We start from the raw sequence: 23,665 nt of genomic DNA, 5'->3' as shown, positions 1-23,665 counted from the left end.
TTATGCATCTCCCTTAGACCATGCTGATTGTCCATCAACAAAGGTCATTAATGTATTCCCTTTTACTTTCCAGCCAACAAATGGTGTATTGATCCCCATTGACTCAAACTCTTTGTCATCGATTGTCTCTTCCAACTCTAAATCAAAAACTGCGATATCTGCCTGAGCACCTATCGTAAGTGTCCCAGCTTCTAAACCAAAAATCTCAGCAGGTTTCGTTGCCATCCAGTTAATTACCTGTTCCAACGTGAATTTTCCAGTTTCAACAAAGTGCGTATAAATCAATTGGAACGCTGTTTCGCTTCCTACAATTCCAAATGGTGCTTTTAGGAATGTTTGATTTTTTTCTTCTAATCCATGGGGAGCATGATCTGTTGCGATACAATCGATCGTGTCATCCAATAACCCTTCGATCAAGGCATCACGGTCGGTTGTTGCTCTAAGTGGTGGATTCATTTTCCAAAAGCCATTATCTTCGGGGATATCTTCATCGATCAAAATCAAGTGGTGAGGAGCAACTTCTGCGGTTACATGAATTCCAGCTCGTTTAGCATCACGTATCACGCGGACACTTTCTTTTGTTGAAACGTGACAAACATGATAGTGAACGCCTGTTTCACCGGCTAAGACTACGTCTCGAGCAATTTGTGATGCCTCTGTAGAACTTAATATCCCTGGTAACCCCAATTTCTTCGAGATTTCCCCTTCATGCATAACTCCGCCAAAAAGGAGTGACTCATCTTCTGTATGTGCCACGATTGCCATGCCAAGTGATGCAGCTTCTTTCATTGCAAGATACATTGTTCCCGCAGTTTGTACACCTACCCCGTCATTTGTAAACGCGAAAGCCCCCACTTCTTTTAGTGCTTTTTGGTCTGTTAATGTTTCACTGCGCAATTCTTCTGTGATCGGTGCATATTGTAGCACTTTTACTACAGCGTTTTTTTCAATGATTTCATAAACTTCTTTTAATTTTTCTGCAGTATCTGGTACAGGATTTAAGTTAGGCATAGCACAAACGGTTGTATACCCGCCTCTTGCTGCTGACTTACTCCCAGTTTCAATTGTTTCTTTATAAGTAAATCCGGGTTCTCTTAGATGAACATGTACGTCAACTAGTCCTGGTGTAATCAATTGTCCTTTAGCATCGTAAACTTTTTCAAAAGTACCTTCTTCAAAAGATTCTCCGATTGCTTTGATTCTGCCATCTTCGATCCATATTTCTGCTGGTATCAACTGATTATCTTTTTTTATGATTTTGCCGTTTTTGATAAGTGTTTTCATTTTGTTCACCTATGCCTTCCCATGTAATACTGCTTCTAAAATTGCCATTCTCATATATACGCCGTTGCTCATTTGTTGAATAATTCTAGATTGAATTCCTTCAACTAAAGAATCTGCCAGTTCAACATCGCGATTGACAGGAGCTGGATGCATAATGACCGCGTGTTTTTGTAATTGTTTCGCTCGTTCAACAGTTAAACCGTATTGTTGATGATACTCTGCTTTTGAAAATATTTCAGATCCATCGTGACGTTCATGTTGTACTCTAAGCAACATCATCACATCTACTGTTTCAACCACTTCATCTAAAGGCACATAATGCCCATATGCTTCAAATTGCTTATCATACCATTCCTCTGGTCCTGAGAAATAGATGGTTGCGCCAAGCCGTTTTAACATCTGCATATTTGATTTTGCGACTCTAGAATGTGTGATGTCACCGACAATCGCAATTTTTAATCCCTCAAAGTGTCTAAATTCTTCATATATTGTCATTAAATCTAGTAAACATTGCGTAGGATGCTGACCACTGCCATCTCCACCGTTAATGATTGAACACTGGATTGTTTTGCTTTGAATCAGTTCATCATAATAATTTTCTTCTCCATGACGAATGACTGCCACATCAACTCCGATTGCCGACATTGTCAGCACTGTATCATAAAGCGTCTCACCTTTTTTTACCGAGCTCATACTTTCTTCAAACTCGATTACTTCGATCCCTAACTTTTTCTCCGCAACATCAAAGCTCTTATGAGTTCGCGTGCTATTTTCAAAAAATAAGTTCGTCGCAAAGTATTGTTTTTTCTCTGGCTGCCATGTTGCCCCTTGTTTAAATTCCTGTGCACGATGGATCAAGCCCTTAACTTCTTGGTCACTTAATGCTTCTACGGTTAAAAGATGTTTTAAACTGATACGTTCAGATGTGATGATCATGCATTCATTCCTCCTTGTTTTAAAACAGCCATGACAGAAAAATAGAAAATTATGACTGATGTGCTCTTTATCTCATTTATAATTTGTCTTTTTTTCGAGAGGCTAGCTCTTGAAGCTAGATAAAGATAGTAACAACGTTTCGTCTCACTAGTTAGATTTTTCTTCACTACGTGCTGTTTCAGGTAAAATCAAGTTTAGGATAATTCCTAAGACTGTTGCTAATGCCATTGATGATAACTCAAAGGTATCTAATTTAAAGACCAAACCTCCAATACCAACAACTAAAATCACTGAAGCAATCAGTAAATTCTTTTTCTTATCGAAGTTGATTTGATTATCTATTAAGATTTTCAAACCGCTAGCCGCAATTACTCCGAATAAAACAAAGCTAATACCTGAAATAACCGGTCCTGGGACACTTAAAATGACTGCACTCAATTTCCCTACAAAGCCAAGCCCAACGGCGAAGACCGCTGCACCCGCAATAACAAACATACTGTGTACTCTAGTAATCGCCAGAACGCCGATATTTTCTCCGTAACTTGTGACAGGTGGTCCGCCAACCAAACCTGCTACAATTTGCGCAGCACCGTCACCCATCAACGTTTTCGACAAACCAGGATCTTGGAAAAAGTTGCGTTTAGTTAGTTTATTTAAAACCATTAAGTGTCCGATATGTTCTGTCATCGTTACAAATGCAATTGGCGCCATTGTTGTGATTGCATTTAAATGTAGTTTTGGTTGATATTGCACAAAAGGAATTTCAAAGTTCGGCATAGCGAACCAAGCTGCATTTTTGATTGGTTCGATGTCTACGATTCCGAACAATAATGCCACGAGATAACCACTTACGATTCCAAGTAAAATTGGAATCAAGCCTAGAAATCCTTTGAAAAACATATTATAGAAGATTGTTAAAGCAAGTGTGATCAAAGCAACTGAGATAAATTTGAAATCGTATTCGCCGTTATTAAACATGGCATTATTTGCAGCACTAGAGGCAAGCCCTAATCCAATGACCATCACAACTGGTCCCACTACAATTGGTGGTAAGATTTTATCTAGCCAAGCAGAACCAATTTTACTAATGATGATTGACACAATCAGGTAAACTAAACCTGTTGTTATTGCACCTTGAGCGATTGCTGGGTAGCCATCACTTTTCATCAGCATCTGCATCGCCGCGATAAATGCGAAACTACTTCCCAAATATGCTGGGATTTTCCCCTTCGTTACAAATAAATAGACGATTGTTCCAAGTCCTGAACTTACTAAAGCAATACCCGGATCGATTCCTACTAAAATTGGGACTATAACTGTTGCACCAAACATTGTGAATAAATGCTGTAAGCTTAAAGCAATCCAATGTGCCGTCTTTGGTCTATCATGAATATCTAAAACTGCTTCTTCATTACGAAATTCTTTTTCTGTCATCTCAACCTACCCTATCTTTGCTATTGTATTTGTCTACTCTACAGTGCTTGCGATCAAAATCCGATCTGCACCATCTTTTTCTTCCACTTCAACAATAATTTCTTCTGCCATCGAAGTCGGAATGTTTTTACCAACATAATCGGCTCGAATGGGAAGTTCTCTATGTCCTCTATCCACTAAGACCGCCAATGAAATTTTTCTTGGTCGGCCAAGATCCATCACTGCATCCATTGCTGCTCGGATTGTTCGACCTGTAAAGAGTACATCATCAATCAAAATCACTTCTTTTCCTTCTAATGAAACGGGGATGTCAGACGAGTGAAGTTCTGGCTCTTCTAACGAACGTTCTTTCATTGATTGTCCGTCCATATCGTCACGATACAAGGTAATGTCCAACTCACCTACAGGAACTTCAATGTGTTCCAATTGTTTTAAACGCTCTGCTATTCTTTGTGCAATGTAGATACCGCGAGTTTTAATTCCTACCAATACGATATCTTGGATTCCTTTGTTTCTTTCAATAATTTCATAAGTGATTCTTGTAAGTGCTCGTTTCATAGTTACTGCATCAACGACTTCTTTTCTTTGCATTTTTTTCTCCTCCTAAAAATTTGATTTTTACTGATGCCTTATGAGCAATTTGTTTCAGTGTAAAGGCGTGACACTTGCTCTTTTTCACGTGTGTTAGTGATTGCTTTTCCTTATTTTAAGTAGTTGAGGCTTTTAGTATGGTAGCTTTGCTCACTTTGTTCTTCGCGATTCACAGCAAACAAAAAATCCTCCCACCCGTGTTCGGATAGGAGGATTGAATTTATCTATACAAAGATACCATTCAGTTCACACAGATTTTTTCTAAGCGCACTTAGATATTGTTCTGCATGTTTCCTTCTTAGCCTCACGGGACTACTCTTAAAGGATTACTTATTTAATTTTCTTTCTAAAACAGTTTACCTTTTCTTTTGAAATAAATCAATCATTATTTCTTAATTGGTCTAAAGTTTTTTCAAAAAGATCAGGTAAAGGTGCTTCAAATACCATCATTTGGCCAGTTGTTGGATGTTTAAAACCTAGTACTTCAGCATGTAAAAATTGCCCTTTTCCCTTTAATGTTTTTCTTGGTCCATATAAAGGATCGCCAGCAACTGGATAGCCGATATATTTCATATGAACACGGATTTGATGCGTGCGCCCTGTTTCTAATTGAAGTTGAACTAAAGTAAAGCCTTCAAAACGTTCCAAGACTTCGAAATGCGTCACTGCAGGTTTTCCGCCTTCGATCACTGCTTGCATTTTCCGATCATTTTTTGAACGACCGATTGGTGCGTTGATTTCACCTTTATCATGGGATATTTCTCCGTGGACTAAGGCAACGTACTTTCTAAGTGAAGTTTTATCTTTTAATTGTTCCGCTAAAGCAATATGAGCTTTATCATTTTTAGCTACCATTAATAAACCTGAAGTATCTTTATCGATACGATGCACGATACCTGGACGAATGATGCCATTGATCGAAGACAAGTCCTTTATATGGTATAACAGAGCATTTACTAGTGTTCCATGCTGATGCCCTGCTGATGGATGAACGACCATTCCTTGAGGTTTATTAACAACTAATACATCATCATCCTCATAAACGATTTCAATTGGAATATCTTCTGCCAAAACGTCAAGTTCTTCTGGTTCAGGTACATTGATACTGATTTCGTCGTTTTCTTTTACTTTATAATTTGAACGGGTAATTTCACCATTGACCGTAATATTTTGGTCTTTTAACCATTGTTGAATTTGTGAACGGGAATGATCTTTCAATAGCTCACTTAAAACTTTATCGATCCGTCCTTTTTCTTGCTTTATTTTTACATTAATTTGGTCCATTTTTTCCATCCTTCGCTGCTTTTTCGTCTAAAATCAAATAAATAAAAATACATATCACGCCAATAACAAGCGCAGAGTCAGCAACATTGAATATAGGAAAGCTAATAAATTCTGTTTGGAACATATCAACAACAAAACCTAGACGAATACGATCGATAAAATTTCCGACTGCTCCTGCTAAGACTAAACTCAAACCGACTGTAAACCACTTGCTTCCATTAATATTTTTAACTAAAATATACAAAACCACGGCTACCACGATCACCGTGACGATATAAAAGAACCACATTTCCCCTTCTAAAAGGCTCCAAGCGGCACCTGTATTACGAAGGTACGTAAATGATAACACTCCGGGAATAAACTCTTTCGTTTCACCTAAAGGGATATTGGCTACCGTTAAATATTTGACCCACTGATCTAAACCGACCAAAACTGCACTGATAATTAAATAAACTGCTAACAACGGCTTTCATTCCTTCTCTAAATTATTATATAAATCTCTTGGACGAATAATGCCAAGTAAACTGCCATTTGGATTACCGTCTTTTGTAATCAAGATCGCTTCTAATCTAACTTGAGTCACAAACAGCTCCTCAACTTGAAACACAGTCGTCTCTTTGCTGACAAATTGATAGTTACTGCCTTTATAATTGCTCACTAAAAGTTCAGAGGCTTTTCTTCCTTCTAATTGAATGTCTCCTTTTGAACTTTCGACCGCTAGCCAAATTCCCAAACCTCGTACTGTGATCAACCCTTTAAATATCCCATCATCATAGATTGGAAATTGTGAATATTGCTTACGAGCTACAATCGATAAAATTTCTTTGATTGAAATGTTTACATCAAACCCTGTGACCTTTTTTGAAAAACGAGGGAGAACTTTTTCAGGACTGATCAACGCTTGTTCAATTTCCAGCATACGATTGACAGCCCACTCATTGGGTTCAGCTATCACAAAATCAGTTGAAATCTGTTCATGGACAATCGCATTCCTTAATTGAGCCATTTGTAGTAAATCATCTTGAAAAAGTGGCATTTGACTGTCTTTTTTCCTAGATAGCCTGCGGACCATTTCGCTGAATCCCATATTTGTCGGATTATTTAATTGTTCACGAAACCATTTTTCAATCCGATTAAAACTACTTAAAAATTCTTCCGCTCTCTCGCCCATTATATTTTCTCCTTGATGACATAAGCTTTATTTAACATTGAAAATACAAAAATAAAATAAATAACAAGTAACAGTAAAATTCCTATTATGTTCAAATGCAACACAGGAATCAAAAACATGCCAATGAAAAGTATAACATAAATTAAAAGCAAAGTTGGGTTCATTGTTATCTCTAAATCAACTGTTTGCCCCTGATCGACCACTAAAAAAGGTGCACTCTTCAAAAAGAAAAAATTAGCTTGTATTGTGCATTCCGTTTCTTCTATTTTGACTTGTTTGGTTTCATTTTGGCTTAAGTAAAACCACTTTTTATTATTTTTCATGACCTCGATTGGACCGCCCATTCCATAAAATCCGGTATTTCTAGTACAACGAATATTCATGTTGATTCCTCCTCGAGCTTTAGTCTAAAGTATATAACAAAAAGCTGCTAACTGGAAGAAAGAAGTTGCTTTTATGAGAATTAAATAGGGACATGCCTTACAAGGGTATCGACTACAGATTTTTTGAAGGCATTACAACTTCAAATAACAATCCTTCAAGGAAGAATTGTCAAACATTTTTAAAAGTATTATACTGTAAAATAGGTACTTGAAAGGAGAGTTGAACGGATGGCTTTATTATCCGAAATCGCGAGTTTTGTTGGTGAAGTTGGTTTTATCTTGTTGATTTTTTCTTTTAGAAAAGATTTCCATACCCTTACTATTTTACAAAAAACTGCTTTTATATTTTTGTCATTTAGCGCTATTATTCCATTTTGCTTTGGTTTAGTTGATGGCTTTTTAAGTTCGATTTAAATGACAAAGAGGTTGGAACATAGATGTTTAACTCCGAGAAATAAGACAGCATTCACGAAAATTACTTTTTAAATTTTCGTGAACTTCAGCATATTTCCAAAGAAGTTGCTTCTGCTCCCAACGTTTATTTGGATTTCTTGATGCTGGGATGTGGCTCGTAGAGCTATGTCCCAGCATCTTTTTAGATTTAAAATCATCCCATCGCTTTATCATTTTCAGCGACTTTACAAGAGTTGGATTGAAGGAAGTAACTAAAATCCATTTACCTTCTTCATTTTCTGATAAATGTTTAATTGTGGAGAAATAAATTTTTGTTTTGTATTTTACAAATAATTTTAGCTCCTCTTGAATTAAACCAATCAACTTTACTACTTTATTGATAAGTAATAAGTTAATATCCTGGAAATTTCCGATAGTATTCCTCATGAAAAAAGAAATTTACCGAACAATATTATGAAAAATTAGATTTTCGTTAATGTATAACTTGTCAAAGTGTTCATTCCAGTCCTTTTCTACTATAAAATCGACTTTTTTACAAAAGTTTGACGGGGTTCTTTTTTCACTTTATAATGATGCTAGACTTTAGAAAATAAAGGAGCGTGATTTGAATGGAAAAAGGGTTCGTCAAGTGGTTCGATAATAGAAAAGGTTATGGCTTTATTGGTTACAATGAAGACGAGGAAATCTTTGTTCATTTCACAGCAATAGAAGAAGATGGCTTTAAATCTTTAGAAGAAAATCAAGCTGTTGAATTTGAAGTAATGGAAGGTACACGTGGTTTGCAAGCCGCTCATGTGAAGAAAATATAGAAAAAACAGCATTCCGCTTAGCAGAATGCTGTTTTTTAATAATGTTTACTGATAGTCAATTCAGGATCATCAATAATTTTTGCTGTAAATAGTTCTTGTTGCTTAAGTTTTTCTATAAATGCTGCTTTATTTTTTTTGGTCATAATAAACATTTGTGTTTCTTCTTTCAGCTCAGGTGAGTTTACTTCAATACATTTAGGTCCGACTCGAATCATTTCGATAGCAGATAATGTTATTTTTTTACGCCTTATCGGTAATATCGCATGGATGATCAAATACTCGTCATCAATAATAAAATAACGATTGCACCCTAGAAAAGCAAAGAAAATGAAAATACCTAACACAATATTGCTAATCAAATAAGGGCGAGTATGTTCCAATGTTAAAATCAAACTTAAAAATAAAATGCCAAATGTACAGGACCAATAAATTATCGCTGTTGATAATTCTGGTTGCCAATGATAGACTTTTTTCTTCATGTAGCGACCCCTTAATAAAAATTTCAGTATGTTATAATAGTACCACACTTCAACTTTTAACGAAAAGAAAATAAGGAGACTTTTATGTTACGAATATATGTCGATGCTGCAACAAAAGGAAATCCCGGGCCAAGTGGTGGCGGTATCGTTATTGTAGGAGATGCACTTCACGAGCAAATCCATGTACCGCTTGGCGAGTTTTCCAATCATGAAGCTGAGTTTAAAGTTTTTATTAAAGCTCTCCAATTAGTCATTGAAAAAGGGCTAAATGATCAAACCGTATTGATTCATTCTGATAGTAAAATCGTTGCTCAAACAATTGAAAAACAACATGCCAAAAACGCTATGTTCCAGCCTTACCTACATACTTTTCAACAATTAGAAAGCCGTTTTCTTCTATTGTTGGTAAAATGGCTTCCTGAAAGCCAGAATAAAGGCGCAGACACTTTAGCTAAACAGGCATTACAAAAATATCAATAGAAGTTGTTCAAATACGACTCATTCTATTTCACATTGTTAAATCTGCCATTTCGCCATTTGTTACTTGGAGAATCGACAATGGAGACAATTCAATCTGCATTCCTCTTTTACCAGCCGAAATAATGATCGTATCGAATTTATTTGCTTCCTCGGCAAGATAGGTTGGGAACAGTTTTTTCATTCCGATTGGGGAACACCCACCTCTGATATAGCCTGTTATTTCTTCTAAATCTTTCAGATGGAGCATATCAACTTTTTTATTGCCGCTTGCAAGTGCTAATTTTTTTAGATCTAATTCTTTATTACCTGGAATAACGGCAACCACTGGGCCCGTTTTATTTCCTATGGTTACTAGCGTCTTAAAGATTTTTCCATCTTCGATACTTAATTTTTCGGCAACGCTATCTGCACTTAAATGGTCTTCACTCCATTCAAATTCATATTCTTTATATGTTATTTTATGTTGTTCAATAATTCGCATTGCGTTAGTTTTTTGTGTTTTCTTTTTCTTAGCCAATTTTATTCACCTCAAGTTTAAGTGTATCAAAGAAATCAGCGGATGCAAAAAAAATAGACTAGTTAGAAATGAGTTATACTCTTTCTAACTAGTCTATTGATTATAGTGCTAATGTTTTAAGAACTTCACGTAACTCTCCTACTGGAACTTGTCCTGGTGCGGAAGCTTTTTTAGCGGCACCGAAAGTCATTGCTGAACCGAAAACTTCTCCACACATCCGACTAACCATGCCTAATTGCCCCATAGACATTGTAACGATTGGTCGATCTGCATGCGCCGTTTTCATTTCATTTGTGGCTACTAAGAGTGTCAATACATCTTCTGCACATTGCGGCATGACAGCAATTTTACAGATATCAGCATTTTTTTCTTGCATGCGGCATAATCTTGAAACAATTTCTTCTTTGTTAGGTGTTTTATCAAAATCATGATTACACATAACGATTTTGATCCCTTTTTCATGTGCTACTTCGATCGTTTGTTGAACAAGAGTATCATCCATAAACAATTCAACGTCTAACAAATCAATTGCACCATTTGCTATAACTGTTTTGTACAAGCCAAAATATTGCTCATCTGAAAACGGAATTTCGCCGCCTTCTTGTTTTGTACGGAATGTGAAGAGCACTGGTTTATCTGCTAAGATTTCCGAGATTTTTTTTGACATTTCAGCAGCTGCTTGAAAATCAGCTACTTGATCAAAAAAATCAACACGCCATTCAACTAGATCACAGTCGATCGTTAATAAATGTTTGGCTTCTTCTATTAATTCTACTTCATTTTTGCCTACTAGAGGAACAATGATTTTAGGACTCCCACTTCCGAGAGTCACGTTTTTAACTGTGACTGTATTCATTTTTTGCATCCTCCCTATTTAGATGTATCAATTGTTTGGCGGTAGCGAATAAAAATAATGACCGCTAACACAAAACCGATTCCTGCAATGATTGTATCGAATAACATGATACCACGTACATTCGTTTTAGCAATTTGGGCCGCTGCGACTGGAATAACAAATGAAGCGATACTCCCAAATGTATAGTAGATTCCGGTAATTGTCCCCTTACCTGCTGGGAACATTTCCCCCATCACTGTCAATCCTAATTGTAACACGCCACCCGCTGCAAAGAAACCGACTAAGGCTGCTCCAATCATACAAACAAGTGGAGTCGGGAATAACCACATAATAGCGATTGTCAAAAACGAAACGAACGTATAAATAACAACTAAATACACTGAACGAACTTTAGAAGCCATAATTGCTGTAAATGCTACACATAATAATGAACCAATAGAATAATACGAAACTAACACGCCTGCATCTGTTTGAGCCATACCAGCGACTTGTTCACCGTACGTTCCAATAAATTGACTGATTAGATAAAAAGTTGCTTGTGCGATAAAACCATAAATAACAAAAGCTACACCTTCGATTGCCATCTTAGGTTTTGATTTAAATTTAACTGCTGGTGCTTGTTCTACTACTTCTTCTGTTTCTTCAGCAAGTTTGGCATCTGCATCTGGGAAAGGTTGTTTCCACAGATAAATCGCATTGACCCCAAGTAAAATTGCAGCAATCATAAATGACCAACCAAACCACAAGTGATTAGAAGCTAAGAATTTAATCATCAATGGCAAAGCAAATTGACCACCTTGAATAAAAGCTTTTAACAAAACAGTTGCTGTTCCTGCTGTTTTAGGAAATGATTCCATCAAAGCTGGATACGTTCCAGAATCTAGGAATGAATTGGAAATACCAGCAATTACCGCAAAAAACATCGCTAACTCAACGCTTGGACTATATAATATTCCAAAGAAATAAGCTGCATAAGTAATCATTCCTAAATAAATAAATGGCTTACGTCCAAACTTATCGGATAAGCGTCCTGATATCATGATTGCAATTAGACGTCCGATCCCTAACATCGAAATAACCTTAGCAATTCCCATCAAATCTGTATCCCATTGTGTCATCAATGAATTTTGGTTTTGGGAAATAATGATAACGCCCATCCCGTGGACAATATAGTTGATATATAGACCGATCGCAGTCGGTGTGTATTTATTTTTCATCGTTTTCTCCTAACTGTTAGTCCTTAAATAGTAGTTCTTTAATATAGTCAACAGGCATATCTTCCCCAGTGAAATGCTTGAATGCTTCTGCCCCTTGATAAAGCATCATACCAAGACCATTGATTGTTTTCTTTGCGCCATGTTCGCGAGCAAATTTTAACAACTTTGTTTCTTTCGGGATATAGACAACATCAAAGACAACTAAGTCTGGACGAATCACTTCTGGATCATTGATCAAGCTTTCTTCTTGTAATGGTTTCATGCCTACTCCAGTTGCATCAATATAAATACTACTTTCACTGATTGACTGTTTAAACGCTGCTTGATTAGATAAATCAGTTAGTGTTGCTTTACATTCTGTATTTTCGTTGATTTTTTTCACTGTTTCTTCAGCATTTTTGTAATGTTGATCATTGATATTGAAAATCCGTAATTCTTTAGCGCCATCCAACGCTGCTTGAATCGCGATTGCAGTACCAGCACCGCCAGCACCTGTCATCGTGATGATTTGATTTTCGACTTCTACGTCTTCTTCTTTTAACGCACGCATCGCACCAGTGCCATCCGTTACATGCCCGACTAAATGACCTTTTCCATCTTTATTCGTGACGGTATTAACCGCACCAACTAATTTTGCAGCAGGTGAAAGTTCGTCTAAATATGGAATAATTGCTTGTTTATTTGGCATTGAAACATTTGAACCCCGAATTCCTAATGCACGAATTCCTTGAACCGCATCTTTCAATTCTTCATTTCCTACTTCAAACGCCATATAAGCATAATCTAAACCTAATTTAGCAAAAGCCTCATTATGCATAGTCGGCGATAAGCTATGGCGAATCGGTGTTGCAATCAAACTGATCAATAATGTGTGTCCGTCAATTCTTTCTGTCATCTTAAATTCCCTCACTTTATATAGTTTTTGTTGCTTGTAGACTTTTTGTTTGTTCAAACAACGCTTTTTGTGTTCGTGTGTTTTCTAGAACTTCTATTGTTTTTAGAATGTCGCGAGCTTCTCTTGTTCCTTCCATGATCCGTCTAGCTACTTTGCTATCACCCATATTTAAAAGAACAGCGCCTTTACTTCTAGCATACTGATCTAGTTCACGAATCATCGGAGCTTCTGCACGCATTCCTAAACATACGAAACCTAAATCAAATGGTAATTCAAGCATTTCTCCATCTTTTTCAACTAAGAAACTATTTTCTCTAACTTCTGTCAGTTTTGTTTCTACATGAACTTCCACACCAAATTTTTCGACGATTTCCATCATCGCAAGTTTTGTGATCAAATCTAGATCTTTCCCAATTTCACCTTGCATTTCCACTATACTAACTTTTTTAGCACCACGTTCAGCGTAATATTCAACAACGTCTAACCCAACAGCACCTCCGCCGATCACAACTACTTCTTTTCCTTCAAATTCTTGGAATTTTGACATATCATCCAAGATATCGAAAATAGAGAAAATTTTTCTATTTGGATTATCTAATTGTTCTTTTAAGCCATTGATTGGTGGCAATAAAGGTTTTGCACCTGTTGCGTTGACAATGATATCAGGTCCGATTGCTTCAATATCAGCTAACGTTGCAGCATGATTTAAATGAATCGCTAAATTATCCAATTCTTTACAACGATTAATTTCATAGGTGATAAAATCATCGATTCTTTTCTTATCAGGGAAACGAGCGATTTCGTGACCTAATCCGCCTAAATAATCTTTTTGTTCAAAGAGTTCTACGCTAACACCAACTTCAGCTGCTGTAGCGGCGGCTTCAAGTCCAGTCGTTCCTCCACCAATCACAACCATTTTGGTTGGATGTAAAATAGGTTTCATTTTATAGTCATCTTCATAATGCAGATCAGGATTAACGGTACAACGCATTGGTCGTGCTTTAGCAATTCGATGGTCTGCACAGCCAATATTGCAAGAGATGCACTTTCTAAGTAAATCTTCTTGCCCATTGGCAACTTTATTGACCCAATTCGGTTCAGCAATCAAGCCACGCCCCATAGCTAATAAGTCAGCATCACCTGCTTCTAGAATTTCTGTTGCACGTTTAGGACTGCGGATATTTCCAGATGTAACGGTTATTTTGTCAGGAAAACGTTCTTTGACCGCTTTTGACATGTAAGCACGCCAGCCATCCTCTAAATTCATTTTATCGATTTGATATTGCAGACTATCATTCAACGCTGCAGACACATTTAAAATATCCACTTCATCTGCAAAGTAGCTTAAAATCTCAATCGTATCTTCTAATGTATTACCGCCTTCTAACAGTTCATCGGCACTAAAACGTAGAGAAATCGGGAAAAAAGGTCCTACAGCTTTTCTAACAGCTTCAACAACTAATGTTGTAAAACGAGCACGATTTTCAGGACTTCCACCAAATTTGTCTGTTCGTTTATTATATAAAGGAGATAAAAATTGGCTTAATAGATACGAATGGCCTGCGTGAATTTCTACACAATCAAATCCAGCACGTTGAGCTCTTAGTGCACCATCTGCATAACGATCTACGATTCCATAAATTTCCTCTTCGGTCAATGGACGCGGAATCGGATTTCCTTTTTTAGAAGGAATATTAGAGGCTGAAACTGGTTGTTCACCATCTAAACGTAGCCCATATGCTGAAGCACCAGCATGATTGATTTGAACAGATGTACAAGCGCCATATGCATGCATTTTTTCGTTAAAATGCCATAAACCTGAAATATATTGGTCATTATCCATCCTTAATTGACGAGCACCATTAGTCCCCATCGGATAATCAATACACACATTTTCTAAGGTGATCAAACCCGTTCCACCTTTAGCACGTTGTTCATAGTATGAAACATGTTGCATGCTGAATGTACCGTCCATATTAGCGAAATTCGTTCCCATTGGCGGCATGACAACACGATTTTTCAATGTCATTCGTTTTACAGTTAAAGGTTCAAAGATTGCTTGATAATTATTCATGATTACCTCCTAAATTTAAAAGCAAAGCGGGCTCGTTCAGCTCTGACAGAAAAATAGGAAATTGTGACTGAGGTGCTTTACCTCATTCATAATTTATCTTTTTTCCGAAGAGCTAGCCCGCGTAGCTAGATAACATTAAAAGCGGAACAAATCGGGTAATCCTGTAGAAAATTAGGAAAATGTCATTGAAATGGTCTTTATTTCATTGACATTTTATCTATTTGCCTAAGGATTGATTTGTATGGCTAGATAACATTAAAAGCGAAACGGGCTCGTCCAATTCTGACAGAAAAACTGGAAATTATAACGAGGTACTTTTGTCCTCTCTAATTTGCATAAAAGACCAGCTCACTTTAATGTTAATTCCAATTGTTACTTTTTTCACAATCGCTATAATTTTATTCTAATCTAACCAACCAATAAATTCCAATGAATGTTTTTCATGTTTTAGATAAATAATATTTATAGATAAACCTAAATCGTTTTTTTGATGCATCTTTCAGTATTTATTGATAAACTATACTTATGAATGATCAATAAGGAGTTATTACACATGAATTTGCGACAACTAGAATTTTTTAGAATGTTAGCTGACACCCAGCACATGACACATGCGGCTAAATTATTAAATACAACACAACCAAATTTAAGCCACTCTATGTCCGAATTAGAAAAAGAACTAGACGCTCAGTTATTTGAAAAAAAAGGCAGAAATATCCAGCTGACAAAATACGGGAAATTTTTCTATACTTATGTCTCGACTGCATTAGAAGAATTAGCTAAAGGTGAACGTGCGTTAAAAGAATTAGTTAGTCCCGAGAAAGGATTGATCGACTTTGGTTTTATTTATACTGCGGGCTCTTTTTTGGCTCCTATGTTAATGAAAGAATTTTCAACTTATCCAGGTAATGAACAAATTCGTTTTAATTTATGTCAAGGTAACTCTTCTGATATGACCGACTTACTCTTAAAGGAAGAAGTTGATATTGCCATAACTTCAAAGCTAAAAGAAGATGAACAGCTCAATTACGAGATTTTGACAGAGCAAGAAATTGTTTTAGTTGTTCCGATTGAACATCCATTGGCTGCTTATGACAGTATTTCATTGAAAGAAACCAAGGAGTATCCTTTTGTTTATTTCAACGAAAGAAGCGGTTTGCGTCCTTATATTGATAAAATGCTCACGGCTGCTTCCATTAAACCAACTATTATATGTGAGGTAGAAGAAGATCATACAATGTTAGGCTTTGTTGCCTATGATTATGGGATCGCTTTGATGCCGAAGATTCCGTCAATTTCGTCTTATAAAGTTAAAACGATTGCGCTTGAAGATAACTTCTTCCCTCGTTATATTTATCTAGCAACAAAGAAAGACCATTTTCTTTCACCAGCCGCATTACGGTTTAAAGAATTTATTGTTCCTTTTGCACAAAACACGTTTTATCAATAAAGCAAGAGGCTGGGACAGCATAACTCTACGAGTTACGTCCTAGCCTCTTGTTTATTATTTTTGTATGTCAATAAAAAATACTTTTAAGTAGTTCCCCTCTTCAAAATGTTTATTTGTTTTAAAATCACTAGGTAATTGATAGGTTTCTTTAATTTGATAGCGGACCTGTTTTTCTTCTAAAGCATGAACAATCATTTTTTTATATTTTTCTAGTGAAATATTGGCTGCATTGGTTGAAGCAATCAACAAGCCTTCTTTTTTTAGGATATCCACAGAGTCCTTTACCAAGTCCCCATAATTTTTAGCGACTGAAAAAACTTTTTTCTTGTTTCGGGCAAAACTTGGTGGATCAAGAATAATCACATCATAGTTCAGTTGCTTTCGTGCAGCATATTTAAAATAGTCAAAGACATCCATCACCACGATTTTTTGATCCTCTACAGCTAAATGATTCACTTCAAATTGCTCTTTTGTCTTTGGCAAACTACGTTTAGCCAAATCAACACTTGTGGTCGTGTTTGAACCGCCCATCGCACTAGCAACTGAAAACGCACCAGTATAACTAAACATGTTCAAGACAGTCTTACCTGCAACGATCCCTTCGGCCAAGCGTCCTCGAACTTCTTTTTGATCCAAAAATATCCCAGTCATTAAGCCATCGTTTAAATAGGTAGCGTATGTTACGCCATTTTCAGACACTAAAAGAGGTTCAGGAGCATCTAAACCAAACAATTTTTGAGATTCTGGTAATGAATCATTAGAGAAACGAATTTTTTCATAAGCTCCTTTGATTTCTGGTGTGCTTTTTCTAAAAGCTTGGACGATTTCTTCCTTTTTCTGATACAACGTTTCGTTATACCAAAAAAATACGGCAAAATCATCGTAACGGTCAATAATCAAGCCGCCAAGTCCATCCCCTTCTCCGTTAAACAAGCGGTAAGCTGTGGTTGATTCATCTTGCTCATAGACAGTTCTATGGTTTTTGGCTTTTAAAAATAAGCTTTCCAAAAAAAGCGGATCCACACTTCCCTGCCAATTTACTAACCAGCCGATGCCTTTGTTTTGTTCGCCAAGATATCCGGTCGCAATGAATTGTCCTTTATTATCAACCAAATTGACCCAATCAGCTGAAAATGACTTTGGCATATCAAGCAAATCTTCTTTTTGAATAAGAGGATATCTTCCTTTAAATTTTTTTTCTGATTTTTTTGTTACTATTATATTCATTTGCTGTACATCCTTTGTCCTAATTTAATTTTTTACTTACAACAGCTCAGCTGCTTACGTACACATCATTGGCTAGTATACCAAAAAATGATTCTTCTGTCGTTAGCTATAAGTTAATTGATGAATTTTTTGATATCTTAAAAAAAGTAAAATTTTATTAACTTTCTCACGTTCGATCTTGATTTAAATTGACATAGAATTGTTGAGAGAGTAGAATTGTAGAAGTATATGAAAAGCTCTTGAAAATAGTTCATTGGCTTTCTTTTAGATCTGAGTTTAGAAAGGATACGTTCACTTTGAATATTATAAAAAAAATACATATGCCTAAATTTTTAAACACTCGGCTAGGACTCTTTGGATTCGTTGCAGTGTTGATTTGGCTGAAAAACATTTTTGCTTATACGGTTGATTTTAATTTAAGAATCGAAAATGCTTTCGAATATTTCATTCTCTTCATTAATCCAATTGCCTCCACATTTTTCTTATTGGCAATCGCTCTATATGTACGAAGAAAGAAAGCTTCTTATATTACCATGATGGTGATTTATTTCTTAATGTCTTTACTGTTATTCTCAAATGTTGTTTATTACAGAGAATTTACTGACTTTATCACTGTCAATACAATGCTTGGTGCTGGAAAAGTTGCTAGTGGTCTTGGTGAAAGTGCTCTGCGTTTGTTTAGACCTTATGATGTGATTTATTGGATTGATTTTATTATTGTCGGTATTTTACTGATTACTAAAAAAATCAAGATGGATGAACGTCCAGTTAGAGCCCGCGTTGCCGTTTCAATCAGTATGTTGTCTGCTTTATTTTTTGTAGCGAACTTAACATTAGCCGAAACTGCCCGCCCGCAATTATTAGGACGTCAATTTTCTCGTGACTACATTGTTAAGTTTTTAGGTTTAAATGCCTTCACAGTCTATGATGGCGTGACAACTTACCAAACAAACCAAGTGCGAGCAGAAGCTAGTGAGAACGATATGGATGCTGTTTCTGATTATGTCAAAGGACATTGTGCAGCACCCAACCCTGATACATTTGGCATGGCTAAAGGAAAAAATGTTATCTATATTCATTTAGAAAGTTTCCAACAATTTTTGATTGACTACAAATTAAAAGATGACAAAGGTGTTGAACATGTCGTTACACCTTTTATCAACAGCTTATATCACAGTAACAGCACCTATAGTTTTGATAATTTCTTCCATCAAGTGGGACAAGGAAAAACAAGTGATGCTGAAACAATGTTCGAAAATTCATTATTTGGATTAGATCAAGGTTCATTATTCACTCAAGTTGGTGGTAAAAATACATTTGAAGCTGCTCCGGCTATTTTAGGTCAAGAAGCAGGTTACACAAGTGCTGTTTTCCACGGAAACGCGGGTAACTTCTGGAATCGTAATGAAACTTACAAGCATTTGGGTTATAATTACTTCTTTGATGCTAATTACTATGATGTCAATGAAGATAACTCATTCCAATACGGATTGCATGACAAACCATTTTTCCAACAATCCGCACAATATTTGGAACATTTACAACAACCATTTTATTCTAAATTTATTGCTGTTTCTAACCACTATCCATATTCTCAATTTACAAATGATGAAGCTGGATTCCCGATTGCTCAAACATCTGATGAAACTATCAATGGTTATTTCGCCACAGCAAACTACCTTGATAAAGCAGTCGAAGAATTCTTTAACTATTTAAAAGCGTCTGGTTTGTATGATAACTCAGTTATTGTCCTTTACGGTGATCATTATGGTATTTCTACTTCTAGAAATGATAACTTAGCTGAATTACTTGGAAAAACAAAATCAACTTGGAATGACTTTGATAACTCAACAATGCAACGTGTTCCTTATATGATTCATGTTCCAGGTCAAACAAACGGTGGTATCAACCACACTTACGGTGGTCAAATCGATGCCTTACCTACCCTGTTACATTTAATGGGTGTTGATACTAAAAACTATATTCAAATGGGACAAGACTTGTTCTCTAAAGAAAATTCACAACTGGTTGCCTTTAGAAACGGGAATTATGTTTCACCAAAATATACGATGCTTGGTTCGAGTATCTATGAGACAGCAACTGGCCGTTTAATAGAAGAACCAACTGAACAAGAAAAACAAGAAGCTAAAGAATTGAAAGACAAAGCTAACCTACAGCTGCAAATGTCGGATCAAACAACAAATGGTGACTTGTTACGTTTTTACACAAACAGTGGATTAACGCCAGTAAATCCGGATGATTATAATTACAAAGATCAATTAAAACAATTAGAAAAAATCGAAAAAGACAAAGGAAAAGAATCAACAAGTGTTTATAGTAAAAACAATAACACCTCGACTGTTGATAAATACCATACTGAATCTTACCAAGATTATTTAAAATCTGGCAAATAGTCCTAAATATTCATGAAAGCTTGAGTAAATTGCTCAAGCTTTTTTATATCTTATTCATAATTAATTCATATTCTTCTTTTATACTTAGATTAGTGAGGTGATTCTATTTGAAAAATATTCGTTACGCTCTCGCTAGCGTTTCCTACCATAAAAAACTTTCTTTTGCCATCGGTGTCTGCTCTGCTTTTTTTCTATTTTTATTAACGAGTTTTTTGAATCTTCAAGATATCGAAAAGTCATTTTATAATCAAGTCAGTAGCTTAGTATATAATAACGAGTACCATATGAATTATCAAAAACTCATGCAACTATACTCTTCTTTGTATCTTGTTACCTTGTTTGTTTGGGTAATACTAATTACAGTATTAGTATTTATCTCGTTAAAATTAAAAAAACAAGATATGATGAAATGGCGCATTATGGGTTTCTCAAATCGTTTCGTCATCAAGCAATCGATATTGGAAAGTGTTATTCCTATATTAGCAGGAGTCATTACTGTCGCTGTGTTTCTTATCGTCTGCCAGCATACATATGAATATATTTTGATATACGTTAGACCTATGCTTTCTAATGGGATGGGCATTAAACGAGTTCCCTTTTTCTCTTCTCACGTACTTGTAGAGAGCACACCCAATCAAGTAATCAATACATCAGGAGATACACAGTTTTTAGCAATAAATATAAGCAACTTACCTGCTAATACGATTTTTAACGCATTTTTTAAAAATTGTCTCCTATTATTATCCATTACAACTACAATTACATTAATTTCAACTTATTTTATTTCAAGAAAATCGCAAAAAGCATATAGGATGTGAGTGTATGAATTTTCCCTTAGTTAAAAATTGGACTGAAGAAAGCTTTGAAGAATTATTCCAACAGCAACATATGACGGTTATTTTAGAGGATCAGAGTAGCATTCAGGCAGATTTTTATTTTCTTATCGATAAAACATTTGATATGAAACAATCAATGGCCGTTGGGTTTATTCTATCTGAGAATACCTTTTTACCTTACCTCTCTATTAAGGATAACCTATTCGTTGGTTCTTCTGTAAAAGAAAGAGACAAAAAGAAAATGCTGAATGATTTGTTCGACTATGTTGGACTTACCACTAGTGTTTTAAATAAATCTGAAGAACAATTAAGTATCTTTGAACAAATCAAACTTCAGTTAGTTCAACTACTACTCATAGAAAAAGATGTCATCATTATTGATGATATCTTCCAAGAACTTTCTATTGGTCAAAGACAAGAGCTGTTACCGTTACTACAAAGAATTGCAAAAGAAAAGCAAAAAGCAATTCTTGTTTTGACCAACGATATTCAAATCGCTGAAAGTCCTTATATGGATAAAATCATTAAAACAGCTTAAAAAAACCAGTTAAACATTTTCTGTTTAACTGGTTTTTTCTTTATGCTTCATCTTCTATCTCTACATCAGGAAATGAAATAGTAAAACTAGTCCCTTTACCTTCCTGACTTTCTACACTGATTTTTCCTTTGTGTAGACGAACCAACTGCTGAACAATAGACAAACCTAATCCAGATTCACCATATTTTGTATTTTTTCTAGAAGGATCAACTTTATAATAGCGATCCCAAATATTTTGAACTTGTTCTTCTGTCATACCAATACCTGTATCAGAAATTGTTATGATCGTTTCTAAATAGCCTTTTTGAAGATGGACGCGAATCTCACCATCTTGAGTAAATTGAATCGCATTTTGAATAATATTCACCATGATTTGAACGAAGCGATCATAATCTGCAAAGACATCGATTGCGTCATCAGCTTCTAATATAAGCTTATCATTAGCTGATTCAGCTTTTCCTTTTAATTGAGTAAGAATATCTTTTAATGTCTCAGTTGCGTCGAATTTTTTAACGACGATACTGATTTGATTCGTTCTGATTTTTTCATAGTCTAAGTTTTCATTCACTAGTCGAATCAAACGAGAGGTCTCATTTTGCATCAATTTAATGGCGTTCTCTCTTTGACCTTCTGGAATCGCATTATATTGCAGTCCTTCAAGTAAACCATTGATAGTAGTCAGCGGTGTTCTCATCTCATGAGAAGCGTCAGCCATGAATTGGCGGCGGCGATCCTCTTGACGATCGATCTCTTCTCTGGATTCTTTCAGTGATTCAGCCATTTTATTGAAATCTTCCGCCAAATCATCAAACTCATCTTTATCATGCGTAACTAGTTTAACATCAAAATTACCGCTAGTTATCTCCTTTGTAGCTTTTCTCATACGATTGATTCGTTTCACTTGGAAACTAGCAAAGAAATAACTTAGAATCAAGCCTACAATACTAGAGATAATAAATCCTTTGAACAAATTAGCCGTTATTGCATCAACACTATCAGAAACGTTCTTAGCTGGTTGTGTAATGACTAATGCCCCTATGATTACATTTTCATTTGATTGAACATTGGTCTTACTCACCGGCATCATCACATAAGATGACATGTTCTTGTTCCCATAAATATCTTTGTTGATAGTTGCGTATTCTTGCTGGCCTTCCATAAGTGCTGCCCAATTTTCTTTGATTACAGAATCGTCTATTTTTTTATCTGTATTCAAAGGATATTGTACTTGCATATCTCTATCATAAAAAACAAATTGAACATCTTGATTACTTAAAAAACCTTCAAATAAACTAAACGATGTATTCCATATATCCTGGTCCGTCATTCCGGGAAGTTTATTGATCGAATCCTTTGTTTTCCAAGCAGATATAGCATATCCTCGAAGCTGCTCATAATTATTATCCTGCAGGGTCTTTTTAGTCAGTTGAGTAAACGATGTCCCTACAATTAAAATAATTAAAATGATGACACCCCAAAAAGCTAGTAATTGTTGATATAAATATTTCATCTAAGCTACTCCAGAATCGTCAAATTTATACCCAACACCCCAAACTGTTTGAATCACTTGTGGCCCTACTTTTTCAATTTTTTGACGCAATTTTTTGATATGTGCATCTACTGTTCGCTCATCACCAAAATATTGATAATCCCAAACCATTTCAAGCAACTGTTCTCGTGAAAAGACCTGTCTTGGTTTTTTCGCTAAAGTGTAAAGCAAATCGAATTCTTTTGGTGTTAAGCCATCAATCAGTTTATTGTCAAGATACGCTTCTCTTGTCTTTGTATTCATTTTAAAGTGATCTGTCTCTACATCAAACTGATTGTCTGAACGATCCGTACCATCTAGCGCATGTTCGCCAATTTCTGAACGACGGTGCAGTGCTTTGATACGCGCGATCAACGTTAGCGGACTGAACGGTTTTGTTACATAATCATCTGCGCCCATCTCTAGACCGATTACTTGATCACTCTCTGAATCTCTAGCAGTCAACATTATGATTGGAACTGTACTTGACACTTTACGAACTTCACGGCAAACGGCCATTCCATCCATTGTTGGTAAATTCAAATCTAGTGTAATCATGTCCCACTTTTCAGGATCTTCTAAAAAAGCATCCAACCCTTCTTTACCATCATATTTAAATGTAGCTTCCCATCCTTCGTTTAAAAAAAACATTTGCATCATTTCTGACACTGACTCATTATCTTCTATCATTAATACATTCATTATGTACTCGCCTCATTTCTTCAATTTTAACGTCATTTATATTATACTCTAAAAACGACTCAGCTCCAATAACTTCTATCTTTCTTCAAAAAAGCTTTGTCTTTTGTTCAATCTTTGATAATATTAGGTGTGAAAGGACGTTGAAA

25 protein-coding genes are annotated in these 23,665 nt (G+C 35.8%); 7 read left to right on the top strand and 18 right to left on the bottom strand.

Translation table 11 applies throughout. The features are described 5' to 3' along the window. The 8 genes from IGL98_RS08630 to IGL98_RS08595 form a co-directional block, all read right to left on the bottom strand. Complete coding sequence (locus tag IGL98_RS08630) at nucleotides 1–1,284, bottom strand: dihydroorotase (protein WP_206912170.1); 1,284 nt, start codon at nucleotides 1,282–1,284, stop codon at nucleotides 1–3. 9 nt (nucleotides 1,285–1,293) lie between these two features. Then, complete coding sequence (locus IGL98_RS08625) at nucleotides 1,294–2,220, bottom strand: aspartate carbamoyltransferase catalytic subunit (protein ID WP_206842363.1); 927 nt, start codon at nucleotides 2,218–2,220, stop codon at nucleotides 1,294–1,296. Between the two features lie 147 nt (nucleotides 2,221–2,367). Beyond that, complete coding sequence (locus IGL98_RS08620; RefSeq protein WP_206912132.1) at nucleotides 2,368–3,654, bottom strand: solute carrier family 23 protein; 1,287 nt, start codon at nucleotides 3,652–3,654, stop codon at nucleotides 2,368–2,370. 33 nt (nucleotides 3,655–3,687) lie between these two features. Further along, nucleotides 3,688–4,245, bottom strand: coding sequence for a bifunctional pyr operon transcriptional regulator/uracil phosphoribosyltransferase PyrR (gene pyrR / locus IGL98_RS08615; RefSeq protein WP_206912131.1), 558 nt, complete (start codon nucleotides 4,243–4,245; stop codon nucleotides 3,688–3,690). Between the two features lie 378 nt (nucleotides 4,246–4,623). Beyond that, a complete protein-coding gene (locus tag IGL98_RS08610; protein ID WP_206842358.1) occupies nucleotides 4,624–5,529 on the bottom strand; it encodes an RluA family pseudouridine synthase in 906 nt (301 codons plus the stop codon). Then, the gene (gene lspA / locus IGL98_RS08605; protein WP_206912130.1) at nucleotides 5,516–5,992 is read right to left on the bottom strand and encodes a signal peptidase II; all 477 of its coding nucleotides are present in this window, start codon (nucleotides 5,990–5,992) and stop codon (nucleotides 5,516–5,518) included. The genes IGL98_RS08610 and lspA overlap by 14 nt, the downstream gene beginning before the upstream one ends. Nucleotides 5,993–5,998: 6 nt before the next feature. Beyond that, a complete protein-coding gene (locus tag IGL98_RS08600) occupies nucleotides 5,999–6,700 on the bottom strand; it encodes a CBS domain-containing protein (RefSeq protein ID WP_206842356.1) in 702 nt (233 codons plus the stop codon). After that, a complete protein-coding gene (locus IGL98_RS08595; protein WP_206912129.1) occupies nucleotides 6,700–7,083 on the bottom strand; it encodes a hypothetical protein in 384 nt (127 codons plus the stop codon). The genes IGL98_RS08600 and IGL98_RS08595 overlap by 1 nt, the downstream gene beginning before the upstream one ends. Nucleotides 7,084–7,311: 228 nt before the next feature. Here IGL98_RS08595 and IGL98_RS08590 point away from each other — a divergent pair, with 228 nt between their 5' ends. Further along, on the top strand, nucleotides 7,312–7,497 hold the full coding sequence (locus IGL98_RS08590) for a hypothetical protein (RefSeq protein ID WP_206842354.1): 186 nt from the start codon (nucleotides 7,312–7,314) through the stop codon (nucleotides 7,495–7,497). A 27-nt stretch (nucleotides 7,498–7,524) separates the two neighbouring features. Here IGL98_RS08590 and IGL98_RS08585 read toward each other — a convergent pair whose 3' ends face one another. Next, a complete protein-coding gene (locus tag IGL98_RS08585) occupies nucleotides 7,525–7,923 on the bottom strand; it encodes a formate--tetrahydrofolate ligase (protein ID WP_277989060.1) in 399 nt (132 codons plus the stop codon). 182 nt (nucleotides 7,924–8,105) lie between these two features. Between IGL98_RS08585 and IGL98_RS08580 the strand changes: the two genes are divergently transcribed. Then, on the top strand, nucleotides 8,106–8,306 hold the full coding sequence (locus IGL98_RS08580; protein WP_025869040.1) for a cold-shock protein: 201 nt from the start codon (nucleotides 8,106–8,108) through the stop codon (nucleotides 8,304–8,306). 35 nt (nucleotides 8,307–8,341) lie between these two features. Here IGL98_RS08580 and IGL98_RS08575 read toward each other — a convergent pair whose 3' ends face one another. Then, nucleotides 8,342–8,785 (bottom strand): EbsA family protein, encoded by a 444-nt coding sequence (locus tag IGL98_RS08575; protein WP_069644618.1) that lies wholly within the window; start codon nucleotides 8,783–8,785, stop codon nucleotides 8,342–8,344. Between the two features lie 84 nt (nucleotides 8,786–8,869). Here IGL98_RS08575 and IGL98_RS08570 point away from each other — a divergent pair, with 84 nt between their 5' ends. Next, nucleotides 8,870–9,265 (top strand): ribonuclease HI family protein, encoded by a 396-nt coding sequence (locus IGL98_RS08570; RefSeq protein WP_206912128.1) that lies wholly within the window; start codon nucleotides 8,870–8,872, stop codon nucleotides 9,263–9,265. 28 nt (nucleotides 9,266–9,293) lie between these two features. Here the strand turns inward: IGL98_RS08570 and ybaK are convergent, their stop codons facing one another. The 5 genes from ybaK to IGL98_RS08545 all read right to left on the bottom strand — a co-directional run bounded on the left by ybaK (nucleotide 9,294) and on the right by IGL98_RS08545 (nucleotide 14,824). Next, complete coding sequence (gene ybaK / locus IGL98_RS08565) at nucleotides 9,294–9,746, bottom strand: Cys-tRNA(Pro) deacylase (protein ID WP_206912168.1); 453 nt, start codon at nucleotides 9,744–9,746, stop codon at nucleotides 9,294–9,296. A 136-nt stretch (nucleotides 9,747–9,882) separates the two neighbouring features. Continuing rightward, nucleotides 9,883–10,638 carry a type I 3-dehydroquinate dehydratase gene (aroD, locus tag IGL98_RS08560; protein ID WP_206912127.1) on the bottom strand — a complete coding sequence of 252 codons (756 nt, stop codon included), beginning with the start codon at nucleotides 10,636–10,638 and terminating at the stop codon, nucleotides 9,883–9,885. A 14-nt stretch (nucleotides 10,639–10,652) separates the two neighbouring features. Continuing rightward, nucleotides 10,653–11,855, bottom strand: a complete 1,203-nt coding sequence (locus IGL98_RS08555; protein ID WP_206912126.1) for an MFS transporter — start codon at nucleotides 11,853–11,855, stop codon at nucleotides 10,653–10,655. A gap of 16 nt (nucleotides 11,856–11,871) precedes the next feature. Beyond that, on the bottom strand, nucleotides 11,872–12,750 hold the full coding sequence (locus IGL98_RS08550) for a shikimate dehydrogenase (protein ID WP_206842348.1): 879 nt from the start codon (nucleotides 12,748–12,750) through the stop codon (nucleotides 11,872–11,874). Nucleotides 12,751–12,766: 16 nt separating this feature from the next. Beyond that, nucleotides 12,767–14,824 (bottom strand): FAD-dependent oxidoreductase, encoded by a 2,058-nt coding sequence (locus IGL98_RS08545; RefSeq protein ID WP_206842347.1) that lies wholly within the window; start codon nucleotides 14,822–14,824, stop codon nucleotides 12,767–12,769. Nucleotides 14,825–15,377: 553 nt separating this feature from the next. Between IGL98_RS08545 and IGL98_RS08540 the strand changes: the two genes are divergently transcribed. Next, nucleotides 15,378–16,274 (top strand): LysR family transcriptional regulator, encoded by an 897-nt coding sequence (locus IGL98_RS08540; protein ID WP_206912125.1) that lies wholly within the window; start codon nucleotides 15,378–15,380, stop codon nucleotides 16,272–16,274. Nucleotides 16,275–16,328: 54 nt separating this feature from the next. On the opposite strand, the gene IGL98_RS08535 is transcribed toward IGL98_RS08540, so the two are convergent. Further along, nucleotides 16,329–17,501 (bottom strand): class I SAM-dependent rRNA methyltransferase, encoded by a 1,173-nt coding sequence (locus IGL98_RS08535; RefSeq protein ID WP_206842345.1) that lies wholly within the window; start codon nucleotides 17,499–17,501, stop codon nucleotides 16,329–16,331. 305 nt (nucleotides 17,502–17,806) lie between these two features. Between IGL98_RS08535 and IGL98_RS08530 the strand changes: the two genes are divergently transcribed. The 3 genes from IGL98_RS08530 (at nucleotide 17,807) to IGL98_RS08520 (ending at nucleotide 21,289) form a co-directional block, all read left to right on the top strand. Beyond that, a complete protein-coding gene (locus IGL98_RS08530; RefSeq protein ID WP_339099625.1) occupies nucleotides 17,807–19,915 on the top strand; it encodes an LTA synthase family protein in 2,109 nt (702 codons plus the stop codon). Nucleotides 19,916–20,022: 107 nt separating this feature from the next. Further along, a complete protein-coding gene (locus IGL98_RS08525; RefSeq protein ID WP_206842344.1) occupies nucleotides 20,023–20,733 on the top strand; it encodes an FtsX-like permease family protein in 711 nt (236 codons plus the stop codon). 4 nt (nucleotides 20,734–20,737) lie between these two features. Next, complete coding sequence (locus tag IGL98_RS08520) at nucleotides 20,738–21,289, top strand: hypothetical protein (protein WP_206842343.1); 552 nt, start codon at nucleotides 20,738–20,740, stop codon at nucleotides 21,287–21,289. Between the two features lie 40 nt (nucleotides 21,290–21,329). Here IGL98_RS08520 and IGL98_RS08515 read toward each other — a convergent pair whose 3' ends face one another. Both IGL98_RS08515 and IGL98_RS08510 read right to left on the bottom strand, forming a co-directional pair. Further along, a complete protein-coding gene (locus IGL98_RS08515) occupies nucleotides 21,330–22,799 on the bottom strand; it encodes a sensor histidine kinase (RefSeq protein ID WP_206842342.1) in 1,470 nt (489 codons plus the stop codon). Then, on the bottom strand, nucleotides 22,800–23,519 hold the full coding sequence (locus tag IGL98_RS08510) for a response regulator transcription factor (RefSeq protein ID WP_206912124.1): 720 nt from the start codon (nucleotides 23,517–23,519) through the stop codon (nucleotides 22,800–22,802). It abuts the gene before it with no gap. Nucleotides 23,520–23,665: the final 146 nt, after the last annotated feature.

Origin of the sequence: Enterococcus sp. DIV0840 (assembly GCF_050527835.1) — a bacterium.
Classification (GTDB): Bacteria; Bacillota; Bacilli; order Lactobacillales; family Enterococcaceae; genus Enterococcus_L; species Enterococcus_L ureasiticus.
This window is presented reverse-complemented; position numbering and strand designations above follow the sequence as displayed.